At 42.7% G+C, this 13,588-nt stretch carries 7 protein-coding genes; 2 read left to right on the top strand and 5 right to left on the bottom strand.

The window, feature by feature from the left end; genetic code table 11:
• Positions 1-106: 106 nt before the first annotated feature.
• The 3 genes from DI53_RS10485 to DI53_RS10475 form a co-directional block, all read right to left on the bottom strand.
• A complete protein-coding gene (locus DI53_RS10485) occupies positions 107-1,189 on the bottom strand; it encodes a phytase (RefSeq protein ID WP_037498815.1) in 1,083 nt (360 codons plus the stop codon).
• Positions 1,190-1,200: 11 nt separating this feature from the next.
• Positions 1,201-2,220 carry a metallophosphoesterase gene (locus DI53_RS10480; RefSeq protein ID WP_037498812.1) on the bottom strand — a complete coding sequence of 340 codons (1,020 nt, stop codon included), beginning with the start codon at positions 2,218-2,220 and terminating at the stop codon, positions 1,201-1,203.
• Positions 2,221-2,300: 80 nt separating this feature from the next.
• Positions 2,301-5,108: a TonB-dependent receptor gene (locus tag DI53_RS10475; protein ID WP_037498809.1), complete on the bottom strand. Its 2,808-nt coding sequence runs from the start codon at positions 5,106-5,108 to the stop codon at positions 2,301-2,303.
• A 599-nt stretch (positions 5,109-5,707) separates the two neighbouring features.
• Between DI53_RS10475 and DI53_RS10465 the strand changes: the two genes are divergently transcribed.
• The gene (locus DI53_RS10465; protein WP_037498803.1) at positions 5,708-6,136 is read left to right on the top strand and encodes a hypothetical protein; all 429 of its coding nucleotides are present in this window, start codon (positions 5,708-5,710) and stop codon (positions 6,134-6,136) included.
• 811 nt (positions 6,137-6,947) lie between these two features.
• Here DI53_RS10465 and DI53_RS10460 read toward each other — a convergent pair.
• Positions 6,948-8,534: a SusD/RagB family nutrient-binding outer membrane lipoprotein gene (locus DI53_RS10460; RefSeq protein ID WP_037498801.1), complete on the bottom strand. Its 1,587-nt coding sequence runs from the start codon at positions 8,532-8,534 to the stop codon at positions 6,948-6,950.
• A 19-nt stretch (positions 8,535-8,553) separates the two neighbouring features.
• Entirely contained in the window at positions 8,554-11,742 is a 3,189-nt protein-coding gene (locus DI53_RS10455) for a SusC/RagA family TonB-linked outer membrane protein (protein ID WP_037498798.1), read from the bottom strand.
• An 886-nt stretch (positions 11,743-12,628) separates the two neighbouring features.
• Here DI53_RS10455 and DI53_RS10445 point away from each other — a divergent pair.
• Positions 12,629-12,922: a hypothetical protein gene (locus tag DI53_RS10445; protein WP_037498792.1), complete on the top strand. Its 294-nt coding sequence runs from the start codon at positions 12,629-12,631 to the stop codon at positions 12,920-12,922.
• Positions 12,923-13,588 lie beyond the last annotated feature (666 nt).

The following is a 13,588-nucleotide window of genomic DNA, read 5'->3' as shown; positions in this document are numbered from 1 at the left end:
CCTGCGGAGGTTGTGCTATTGAGCGAGGCAGATTATACTAACACTTCTATAAAAAAACGCAGGAAGTTTAGCTTCCTGCGTTTTTTATCAACTTATATGAAGATAGCTATCTTCCCTCAGCCCTATCGATACGTTCTTGTATAAGGTTCCAATCGTAATAATGAAACACCTTACCATTGCTCATAGCCACCAACATCCCTTTCGGAAATTTCCCACCAAGATTAATACTGGTCGCTTCCGCTCCGTCACATTCGACTGCAGACACGGGGATATCAGCAAGCTTCTCGTGTAAGTTTCGGTTTCCATTTGCTCCTTCACGATGATACACGACAAAGGAATTATTCTGTTGATTAGACAGTAGAATATAGCCTGTAGAATCCCCTGTCTTATAAATTGCTATGCCTTCGTGATCCGACTTTACGTCATTTTGTGCAAAGAATGCAATTTCCTGATCGTCTTTTCTATCCGGATCAGCGTGATATTTGCGCACGCCCACAGTTTCGTCAGAATAGTAGACATAGCCAAGTTCGTTGTCGACCGCAATAGCTTCAATTTCTTTTTTCCCGCTATACGTTCCAAATTTACGCACCACCTCACCTTTTACCACGCCATCGGCCCCTGCATGAATCTTATATTGCCAAAGGTAGCTTCCGGAAGGCCCGGTTTTTCGTCCTACAATTGCGTAAATGGTTGAATTGATTGAGTCTTTTTTTGTATAGATCGATATCCCCATACCCTCGCGTTCGCCCTCGCCAGTTTCGCCTTCGAAGATCGGAATTCCACCATTGTCCATTGGCGTAAGATCCGGCAGCGAGAATACCCGTATTTTATGCGCTTTACGCTCCGTCGCGATAGCGATATCTACCTTTTTGCCATTTACCTCCAAACCATAGGCGATATCGACATTGTTGGGGCGTTCCAGGCCGGTTACTTTATTTACAATTTTCCCGTTTAGGTCGTAGACATACAGTCCGCCGCCTACTTCTTTATCCGTGCCTACGATCAAGCTTTTAGACGGATCAGTAGGGTGTATCCAAATCGCCGGATCATCGGTATCAAACTCCGTTTGTTCTGTGACGATCGTGGGTACGACCGCATCTTTAGCTACGGGCGCTAATCCAGACGAGCAGGAGGCCAGCGAGCTAGCATAGGCCAATGCCGCAAAAATAGCGAGTTTTGTGTTCATCATTTGAGGTAATTTTATTTTTGTTTGTTATGGATATTTAATTTTATACGGTGCAATAGGTTGCTGGATGTAGGCGTCGCTTCAATTGTCTGCACGATCAGCGCATCATCCGTCAGCGTAAAGGCCATAAAACCGGCTTTTGCGGCTGCAAAAAGTGTCCCTTCGCGTTCTCCGGATGGGCGAACCTCGGATCCGGCACCGCTCAGAAACTGCGTAGTGAATCGACCTTTGGGGCGAATTACCTGAAGATCGTGCTCATGACCGCATATATAGGCAAGTACCCCATGCCGATCAAATAGCGAAGCAAATTTTGCTTCAAAGGCTTTTGTGTCTTCATTCTCCTTGCGCTTTCCACCGCTGTACAAGGGATGATGGCCTACAACAATTTTACAACGGATGGAGGGATCGTCATCGGCTAACACGCTTTCGAGCCATTTGCGTTGCGCAGCAGTATCCTGCTTGGCCATATCTGGATATTTTTCGGCAGATTTATGGTAGCTATCAATAAAAGGGTTGGTATCCATCACAACAAAAAGCACCTTGCCTCCATTGTCTAATTCTATTTTTCTACTGTAATACGTATTCGGCATATGCCACCGTCTGCTTACGTTAGAATAATCGATCTGCGCCTGTATATTTCCGCGGTAATCATGATTTCCCAGTGCAACGAACCAGTCTGTAAACAGGTTAGGATGTTTGTACACGCCCTCATAGGATGCTTGCCAGTGATAGTCGGATGTGCTTGCCACGCCATTTGGATAAAAGTTATCACCCACGGATACGATGAACGACGCATCCAACGTGATGGCAGCATTTCCCAATTCCCGCGCAACTTCTAACTGATGGTATTCGCCCACGCGACCGAAGTCTCCCAATGCCAAAAAAGTAAGCCCTTCTTGATGGGTAATAGCAGGATCAGAGAAACCGCCCTTATAGCCTGATAGACGTTCCTCTTCGGCAATCGACGACTGGGCATAACCGCATCGCCCGCCGAGCAGAAGGAACAAAAGGATGAAAAAATGTATTGATTTCATATCAATTTCGTTAATGAAAAAATTCCTACAGCCGCTGGTGAGACGTACTGCAGGAATATAATGTGTTTCTTCTATTTACGCTACAGATCGAATTTAACACCCAAGTTAAACCGTGCTTGGTAATATTCCATCTGTTGCGTGCGGGATGATATTCCCTGGTAATAGCGCAACGGTTGATTCGTCAAATTGTTTGCTTCGATGAAGACACGAAACTTGGGCGTGATTTTGTAAGCGGCATTGGCGTCCAGAAACAATTGTTGATCGTAATAGTTGTCTTCAAAGGAATCCCCACCTAATTCATCGATATAAGATGAGGTATAATTCAAGGATACGCGCGAAGTAAATTTATTGTTTTCCCATGATAAAGAGCCGTTAAACATATGCGGTGCAGTGCCAGGTAATTTCACATCGGCACGTTCCTCACCATCGGAATTAGTAATTCCCCTTGCCTTTGAATTGGTATTGGTATAGTTTAAGTAGACACCAAATCCTTTCAAGAAACGTCCCGGAAGGAAATCCAATTGACGTTGGAAAGCTACTTCAAATCCATATACATCAACATTGTCGCCATTACGTTGCTGCACAAATCGGAAATTTTGGCCGGCAGGGACAGGGTTTTGCTGGGCAGGGAAGTCGTTCGCAAAATCGGCTGTCGTGTATTGATTGTTGCGGTATGTATAAATAAAATCCTGCAGATTCTTGTAGAATACACCGCCCGAAAGAATCCCAACGGAGCGGAAATAGTGCTCAACCATGAGGTCTGCATTATACGCGTATGTGGCGTTTAGGTTTGGATTTCCGGCCTGCACTTCCGTGTCGCCAGGAATAGCATTGACATACGGTGCTAGGGCGTAATAATTAGGGCGTGCCAAGGCGGTCGTAAATGCAGCCCGAAGAATCGTCGCTTCGGTTGCCTTATATTTAAAGGAGATACTCGGCAATATATTCGTGTAGTTATTTTTGGTGTTCACGACGCCTGCCAACTCGTCTTCATCCAATACGTAATTACCTGTGTAGTTAATTCGCGTATGTTCTAAGCGCGCACCTAAAATCATCGATAACCGTTCGCTGAAATCTTGATCCCAACGCACATATCCGGCTATAATTTGTTCTTTAGCTGTATAATTCTGCGTTAAAAATTCTGTTGGATCAGCTTCTTCTTCATACATAGACGGGTTTTGCAAATCCAGATTTCCTAAGTACGTACGATCTATAAAATAGCCCGGCACATACTGCTCGCCCGCCTGATAACCTTGCCCTCCAAAGAAGACATTAGGCATATCTGCTAGCGTACCAAGATCCGTTAATGGCGTGTATTCGTAGAAGATATTATTTCTCGATTTATCTTTTAGACGCAAACGCGCCCCTGTGCGTACCCGACCCTTTTGACCATCAATGACAGAGAATGGAAAGCGAATGTTTACTTTGGCACCAAATTCCTTTTCCTCGGTGAAGTTATCGTTTTCTGTGATTTTACGAAGTGAGAAATTGGAGGGATCTTCATCGGCAGTGACTAGTGGCTTTCTGCTGTTAGCAAGTTGCTGCCCCATCAGCACGTCTGTTTGTTCGAAGTCGATATAGCGTTCATTAGGTCTATCTTCACTTGCCGTCGCGTAGTTAGCCGCCCAGTCCAAATCGAGCTTTGATCCTAAAAGGTGCTCACCACCAATGGCGTAGTTTTGTACGGTTTGACGTTCCAAACGCGCATTCCTGTTTTTCGAATTATCGATACCGCCTTTAGTCTCGCGACGAATCTCTCCAGTATATCCTGTAATATTGTTACCAGCGTCATACACTGGTTCGATATCGCGGTAGCGCACGCGGTATCTGTTTTCTAAATCATCACGCCAGTTATACATCGCGTTAGCATATAACATATGCTTCTCATTGATCTTATAATCAAAGGCTAACGCCGTACTTCTGCGGATACGTTGTACATCGTATTTACGAATATCCATTTCTTGCATAAATACATTGCCCTGATCGTCCTGATTCCATACGCCTTCCACGTTGTCGGATCCGAAACGGTTATTGTTGTAGGAACCACTGAACACAACGCCTATTTTGTTGTTGGCAAAACGGTTTCCATAAACCAAGCCAGCGGTATAGTTTGCTTTATCGCGTATCGGGCCGTAGCCTCCTGCTAGTGTTGCAGATATACGCTGCCCGTTTGGCGAAGCACGCGTAATTAAGTTTACGGAACCACCAATCGCATCGGCATCCATATCGGGTGTTAACGTTTTGTTTACTTCAATGGTCGAGATCATGTCGGCCGGAATAAGGTCCATTTGTACATTCCGGTTGTCGCCTTCGGCAGATGGAATACGGTCACCGTTTAGGGTAACGGAGTTTAGGTTAGGGGCTAAACCACGGATAATGATATTCCGTGCTTCACCTTGATCGTTCTGCATCGTGATACCGGGAACACGCTTTAAGGCATCGCCAATATTGGCATCCGGAAAACGCCCTACTTGATCCGATGATATAATGTTAGAAATATTTTGGTTGTTCTTTTGTTGGTTTAATGCACGAGCTTGTCCTTTCAGCATATCACCCATGACTACCACCTCAGAAAGCGTATTGCTAGATGCCACTAAGCTTAAATTTACGTTGTTGGTTTGTCCACGCCTCACCTGCACTTTGGTATCCAAGTATTGGTAGCCTAGATAAACAACTGAAACGCTGTACGTTCCTTCTGGAAGGTCAAGGAATTCAAAACTCCCGTTTTGACCCGATACGGTATATCGGTTGTTTTCGGCGATGCGGATTGTCGCACCCGGCAAAGAGAACTGGTCAACGGCGTCAATAACCTTTCCTGTCAGGACGGTATTTTGTCCGTAACTTAAGGCTACAATTAAAGTAAATAATACTGTGGTAAAGAATCTCATGGTTTGTAGTTTGAAATTGCGACAAACCTAACAAGTTAAGGTGAACGGTAAGTAAACTAGGTGTTAACAAAATATTAATTGATATTGATTTAATGTTAGAATGAGCGGTAAGATCAATTTCTTTTCTAATCCAAACCGAGATCTTTTTCAATGCTTTATGCATTACTTTTGTAGGTAAAGGTGTTTATGGATTCTATTTGTGTTCGCTTTGTCCATCGCACATCCCTTCCGTCCTTTGCCAGGACAGGGCGTTACTTTTGGAGGGCAAAAGTAACCAAAACCCCGTCGCTTGAAACCTTTGCAGGGAGGGCTTGTGCAGAGGCAAGTTTCTACATATCGCAAAGCTTTCGAGGCGACATTTCGTTTAATAATGGTCCCTGCAATCACTTATCTACCAAAACTTTTCTAAATACTAAGTACTACAATCTATTTTCACTACGCACTACCAATCGAGCGAACGATAGGCCTGATCTACAAAAAACTATCAACGGCACTTTTACGTTTCATCAAGCGATGGAAAAGCGGAGCGCTGCCGTGGCCTAGTGGGTATGGGCAGGCATGAGATTATTTCCCGAAATCCAATCTAAAAGGATTTTGGGATGTCATCTAGCCTGACAGGCAGCCTGCTGCTGTGCGTTGGGCTGTGGGGAGAAATCGCCTCGATGAAACAAAGATTTTTTGTATACCTTTTTCATCTGAAAAAGTATGGCCCAGTCCCGGCTAGGGACAAGCGATCTGCCGCATGCCGCGGCAAGTTCAGATTGCTGTTTATAAAACAGTTTGTCCCCCGCTCAAACCTTTCCGCCGCATGCCGCGGCAGGGCAAATACTTTTGAGGAGCAAAGTTTCTTATTTAAAACGGATTGTCCCTCCCTCAAACCCTTCCGCCGCATGCCGCGGCAAGGCAAATACTTTTGTAGGGCAAAAGTATTCAAAACCCCGTCGCTTGAAACCTTTGCAGGGGAGGTTTGTGCAGTGGCAAGTTTCTACATATCGCAAAGCTTTCGAGGCGACATTCCGTTTAATTAGGGTGGAAGCAATAAAGTAATGGATACTTTAATTTCCCGCACTACGCTATACGCATTACGCAATACCCCTTCAAATGCGACATTTCGTTTAATAATGGAATAGTGCATTTAAAAGTCAAAATTAAAAAGTGAAAAGTCAAAAAAATGTACCACAACATCTATCACAGGTTATATCTCACAACTTCAATACCTATTACCCACTACTAAATACCAAATACACACTACAAAAGTTTAAAAATGTATCCTTCCAGTGCTGGCAGGCAAGGAAAATGTTTGGGGAGGAGGGATGGACAAAGCCTAGAAATCATATCGAAATCAACATATAACGATTTCGATTTTATTTCAGCTTCGACAAACATTTGCTTTGCGTGGCTGTGGCCTGCGCGACAAAGCACCTGAAGGAAACGAAGGATTTTGATCACTTTTGTCCCCAAAAGTGATGCCTTGCCGCGGCGAGCGGCGGAACGGTTTGAGGGAAGGGATGTTCGCCCGAAGGAAAAGGGTGATTATTCATAAATCAAAACTTTTCTACATTCTATCATCTAAAAAAGAGACGACATTTCGTTTAATTAAGGACGGTACATTGGAATATCTTTTCTAATTTCTCACTACGCACTACACTGTACTAATCGCTTCGGAGATTACATTTTAGTTTAAATTGGTTCAAGGTGTGACACGAGATGTCTTTACGATAAGAAAAAAGATCAAAGTTAAGCAACCTTGATCCTTTTCGTACTTACAAAAAAGCTTTAAAAGTAATCGTCTCTAAATGCTGATAAGGAAGCATTCACAAACATTTGCGAATTCAATTCTTATTTTGCAAACCATAATTTTCTATCGATCTGATCTCCGCCTATTGCATTTGCCGCCGCTCCCCAGTTTATTGGATTCAAAGTCTGTTGTGTAACTGGGTAACGAAGGCGAGCCGGGATATCGGTTGCTGTTACATTCCCCGATTGGAGCGGAGTAAACGTATATTCCGAACCGTCATGTGGTCTGGTTGCAGTTTCCCTGGGCATTAAAAGAATTTCAGTGTCCGGGTACCCCGTCCTTCTGTATTCATTCCATGCTTCGTCAGGGTTAAAGAAAAGCGTCACATACTTCTGAGTCAGGACAGTTCTTTCACTAGCGGCGGGAAGATTTGCAACAAAACTTTCCACACTGCTTGTGGAGACATTTAGACGTTGCATACTGGCGCGCACACCGTTTTCGTAATGCTCTTGCGACCAAGAATTCAGCTCACTTAATATGAACTCGACTTCAGCATACTCCATTAATATTTCTCCACGGTTCGGGCTAAGAATATCGCGCGAGAAAAAATTGATATTTACCGGATTCTCATAATAGGTCTCTACGTCTGGAAGGCCATAGGGAACACCTATGTAGTCGGCTAGATTTTCTGAATCACTATACCCCGCGTTATACTGTGGAAATGTAAGTCCTGTAGGAGCAGCAATTTTTTGTAATCTGGGGTCGATACCAAAATTTCCAGTCTGTCCTTTAAGAAGCTGGACAAATGTCCGGTTAGGCCAAAAATCTGTTCTATTATCAACATAGAATGTTCTCCAAAACGGATTGGCTTCAACGTCAATAGTATTAAAATTGTGCACAGCATTATCATCATTAGATGTAAATACACCACTTGCTATTGCGTCGTTGATCTCGGCAGTAGCACTCGGGTAAACATGCTTTATTCTGTTCGCAATCCGAAGGCGGAGAGAATTTGCGAATCTTTTCCATTTAGTTGCGTCTCCAGCATAGATATTGTCACCTTGATTAAAACCAGAGCCATCTACATTTATTTGTGTAGCCGCCTCCCTCAATTCCTTCAGTAGATCCACATAAATCTCTTGCTCTGGGGCGTAAATCGGAAGCGAGTATTGATCTACGTTCAGCGCTTGAAAATTTGGATTTTGTTGATCTCCATAAGACCAATAAGGCACAGATCCAAAATGCGTAACCAAATTATCAAATGTGTACGCCAGCATGATCCTTGCTATTGCAATCTGGTTTTCCAAATCTCCGTAGACTGACATTTGCTCACTTAAATCTGGATCTTCGCAAAGATCAATAATATCCTTGTAATTATTCGCTGATCGGTACAAATAGATCCATCCATTGTCCGTTTGCACGTCCCTATATCGATATTTATCCTCGTCTAAGTAGTTATTCTGCGCTGAATATTGCATCCAAGGCATGGTCATTCTTGCCATCCACCAGCCGTCTCTCGTAAAATTAATAAGATATCGATTTGCTCCATTGAATATGCTGTATGTTGGAACAACTTCGGGTGCATTGGGATTGATATTTATCTCCGTTAGATCCTTAGTGCAAGAGGTCATCGTAGCGGCAGACAATGTCAGTACTGATGACCAAAATAATGCTTTTATATTTTTCATAATAAAATAATTGTAACTATTAAAACTGTAATCTCAGATTTAAACCAAAGGTTCTCGACGCAGGAAGATTTCCACCTTCAAATCCTTGGACATTCCCACTTCCGGTAGTCGTCATCTCAGGATCAAAGTTTTTATTTGCTAACCCCCATACACCGAGATTTCGTCCAAAACCTGAAATCGTAGCGCTTTTCAAACCAAACCTCGCAAGTGCTGTTGTAGGAATATTGTATCCAAATGTAATCTCACGAAGCTTTACGTAGTCAGCGTCAAAGACATTTTGCACTGTCGGCCCACCATAATAATGTCTGAAATATTCTCTGGCGGTAATCTCTCTATCATTCTCTGCAGTATTAGTCACCTCATAAGAACCATCTTGATTAAACACAACGGAACCAGTCACACCATCTGTAATAACAGCATTTTCACGAATACCATTTGCCGCGGTTGCTTCTAACACCCCAGTATAGTGTCCAAACATATTGGATATGGAAAAGTACCGTCCCCCTTTTTGGATATCGATCAGCGCAGACAACGTGAATGCTTTATAGGTAAACGTGTTTCTCCATCCCGCATTAAAATCAGGCAAGATTGATCCCAAATTTGTTGCAGGAGTAGACAAATACAAGCCATTCTCTCCTACGACCTTATTGCCATCATTGTCGTAAACAAAATCAGACCCGTAGATCTGGCCATAAGGCTGTCCAGGCAACGCAACCAAAGTGGCATTAAAGGGTGCTGTTCCAATATTTAAAGATCGTAGCCCCTCAGCGAGTTCTACTACCCTGTTCCGATTTCGTGAAAAATTAACATTAGACACCCATTCGAAATTTTCTTTTCGAATAGGCACAAGTGTCAGCATCGCTTCGATACCTTTATTGACAGCTAGTCCTGCATTCATAACTTTAGAACTGTAACCGGTTTCAGCACCCGTGGTTACACTCATAATAAGATCACTCGTTTCCTCGTTATAGTATGTTAGATCAAGACCAATCCGGCTGTCAATCATTTGAAATTCCAATCCAAATTCATAAGATCTCTTCGTTTCAGGCCGAAGATTTGGATTTAATTTAGAAAGGCCATTTAGGAAGTAAGGCGTGCCCATAAACGTAGAGTTTGCAAACACATTATTCAAGTAAACATCGTTTAAGCGATATGGCGCTGTATCATTACCCACCTGAGACCAGCCTGCGCGCACTTTACCAAAGTTAAGCCAAGGTATACTTATTAACTGCGAAAAAACAAACGATCCCGTTACTGAAGGATAGAAATATGCATTATTATTCTCTGGTAGCGTTGAAGACCAGTCATTACGCCATCCAAAATCTACATACAATAAGTCCCTATAGCCCGCGGATACGTTACCAAATACTGAATTAACACGACGTCTCGATAAATCTGTATTTATTGTCGGATTTTGACTACTGTTATTGATCGTGTATAAATTCGGCACAATTAATCCTCCGGCAGTTGCTGCGTTAGATGCATGCAGATTAGTATTCCGACGATTGGCTCCTATAAACGCATTCAACGAGAACATTTCCCAGCGCTTATCATAATGAAGACGACTTTCGTAATTCATTTCAGTAAATTCGCGGATAGATTCGGTATAGCCAGATTGTGCTTGCGAACCTACCGCAACCTGAGAATTAATCCTTAGCGTGTAGTTATCTCCATATACATTTCCAGTAGCATACAATCCGGGCATGATATCATATCGAAGTTCTACATTTCCATAAAACCTGTCACGCTGATCAGTAGCTATATTCTCGTTTATAATCCAATAATGATTATCACTGTAGTTTGGAGTTGGGTCATTCCATGCTCTTCTATTCCAAGATTTTTGCTGACCGGTAGTAGTCCTATAATTTTGCAATCTCGAATAATCCAATTGTGTTTGCCCAAATTGGAACATTTTCTGTCCAATCGAGTTGTCCCCATATCCTTGTTCGGGTCTGTTGAAACCATTGGTCCGGATATAATTTATCGTCCCCCGAGCCGTTAGCTTATCGGAAAATTTATTATCCAAGCTTAAAGCCACAGTAGTTCGTTTAAGTTCAGAGTTTGGCACTATCCCTGATTGCATTACATTCGACAAGGACAATCTTGCTGCTGTATTTTCATAAGATTTTGCAAGTGCGACCGAATTGTTGTAGCTGACGCCTGTATTGAAAAATGTTCTGTAATCGTTCTCAGGATAAACCCATGGTCTTGTTTGTAGATAGTTAGCTGCATCGTCTGGATCAAAAGCATCCCAATGCAAAACCTGTTGCCCATTTAGCCGTGGTCCCCATGATTCATCGGCCGCATAATTCACAACGTTAAACTCTCTACCTTCGATTGTCGCCGTTGCAAAATCTGGGGAAAATCCACCTCCATATTGATTTTGTAGTTTGGGAGTAATGCCCAAAGTTTCGAATGCAACCCCTGTATTAACAACGATCTCATCTCTACCTTTCTTGGCAGATTTAGTCTTAATGAGCACTACCCCATTCGATGCCCTTGCACCGTACAGAGCTGAAGCAGGCCCTCCTTTTAGCACGTTAACCGATTCTATATCGTCTGGATTAATATCAAAACCCGCATCCCCATAGTCACGTCCGCCCGCACCACGCTCTGCGTTAGCAGAATTGTAATTCGAATTATCCATTGGTATCCCGTCCACGACTATCAACGGTCTATTTTCACCTGTAAGAGAGCCAATACCTCGCAATACGATCCGAGTCGAACCGCCTAGACTAGACGATGGCGCAGAAATAACAGCGCCCGCCACATTTCCAGATAAAGATTGTAACGCGTTGCCGCCCCGCGCCGCACTTAAAACTTCTCCACGAACTTCTTGCGTAGCATAACCTAGAGACTTCTTTTCTCGTGTAACCCCTAATGCCGTAACAACGACTTCCTCCAATGCTCCCTCCTCGCCTACTAACTTCACGTTCAGAACGCTTTGATTACCGAGAGAAACCCGCTGAGCGACATACCCCACGTACGAAAAAGACAGCGTACCACCGGACGGGACAGAGATAGAATAAAATCCATCAGCATCCGTTTGCGTAGCGTTATTCGCACCCTCGACTGAAACGGAAACACCACTGATAGGCGAGCCGTCTTTAGCAGAAGTCACCTTTCCGGTCACTTCTCGATTTTGTGCAAACGATATCCCTATTAGGCATGTAAGCACAAGAAGAATAGTAAATAATTTGTTTTGCATGTTGTATTGTTTAGTTAGTTCAAAAAGAATGTTCCCGACATAAGACCTCGCCATCCACTTAGCATTTTATAGGAACGCTTAGTACAGACGCACAGCGGAAGATTGCATTGCCGGCTATATAAATCTTCGTCAAAAGCATTAGCAAGTTTTACCTATTTATATGCGATTTAGAGTTTTGAAAATCCGTCGCTAATTTTGACAAATGTGGTTCGTCACTTAATGAAAACGATAAAAAAGTAAGGTTTTTTGTGCTGCATAGATACGTTTAGTTAGTTATAAATTTCTCTCATTCGAAAAGGAATTCGATATTAAAACATAAATATTGGCAAATATTTAAATTTAATTTCACGAATGTAATATTAAAAGACTAATAAATAAAACGAATTAGAAAAATAAAATATTCTAACATTTGTTTATTTAATATTATTTCTAATTTTATGAAGTAATGACATTTTTTTATCACCATAAATTAGTTCGTAGTATTGGCAATACGGCTCTTCTAGCATCAATTTGTATTGTCTTGTATATTTGAAATATTTATATTGTAAAAAATTAGTTATAAAATTTTAAAGGAAAACTTCTACAAAAGAAACGTTATTTACATATTTCGTTGACAAGTTCATCTCGTCAGACTTAGCGAAAATGCCTTACTTCTACGACATAACGTTTCATACAGATTCTATATGTAGTTGCTTTACCCACTGCACCTCCCCTCCGTCATTCGCCAAGACAAGGCAAATACTTTTGTAAGGAGATGTTTTGTTTTTCAAACGGATTGTCCCTCCCTCAAATCCTTCCGTCCTTTGCCAGGACAGGGCGTTACTTTTGGAGGGCAAAAGTAACCAAAACCCCGTCGCTTGAAACCTTTGCAGGGGAGGTTTGTGCAATGGCAAGTTTCTACATATCGCAAAGCTTTCGAGGCGACATTTCGTTTAATAATGGTCCCTGCAATCACTTATCTACCAAAACTTTTCTAAATACTAAGTACTACAATCTATTTTCACTACGCACTACCAATCGAGCGAACGATAGGCCTGATCTACAAAAACCTATCAACGGCACTTTTACGTTTCATCAAGCGATGGAAAAAGCGGAGCGCCGCCGTGGCTTTGAGGGTATGGGCAGGCATGAGATTATTTCCCAAAATCCATTCTTAAAGGGATTTTGGGATGTCATCTAGCCTGATAGGCAGCCTTCCGCTGCGGGTTGGGTTGTGGGGAATATCGCCTCGATGAAACAAAGATTTTTTGCTTACTTTTTCATCTGAAAAAGTATGGCCCAGTCCCGACTAGGGACAAGCGATCTGCCGCATGCCGCGGCAAGTTCCAGTTTCTGTTTATAAAACAGATTGTCCATCGCACATCCCTTCCGTCCTTTGCCAGGACAGGGCGTTACTTTTGGAGGGCAAAAGTAACCAAAACCCCGTCGCTTGAAACCTTTGCAGGGGAGGTGTGTGCAATGGCAAGTTTCTACATATCGCAAAGCTTTCGAGGCGACATTTCGGTTAATTAGGGTTGGAAGCAATAAAGTAATGGATATTTTAATTTCCCGCACTACGCTATACGCATTACGCAATACCCCTTCAAATGCGACATTTCGTTTAATAATGGGATAGTGCATTTAAAAGTCAAAAGTAAAAAATAATAAAGGTTGTTCTCAGAACCATTTCTACATAATACGTACTAAAACCTATTCTTACTTCGTTAGCCGAAAGATTGCCGCGCCATCGTCCCTCTGGCTCGCAAGGACGGCCTCTCTTCTGACAGACTTACTATCTCATTACGCAATACCCACTACTAGCTACTGAAAAATTGCCGCGCCATCGTCCCTCTGGCTCGCAAGGACA

It is taken from the genome of Sphingobacterium deserti (assembly GCF_000757725.1).
Taxonomy (GTDB): domain Bacteria; phylum Bacteroidota; class Bacteroidia; order Sphingobacteriales; family Sphingobacteriaceae; genus Sphingobacterium; species Sphingobacterium deserti.
This window is presented reverse-complemented; position numbering and strand designations above follow the sequence as displayed.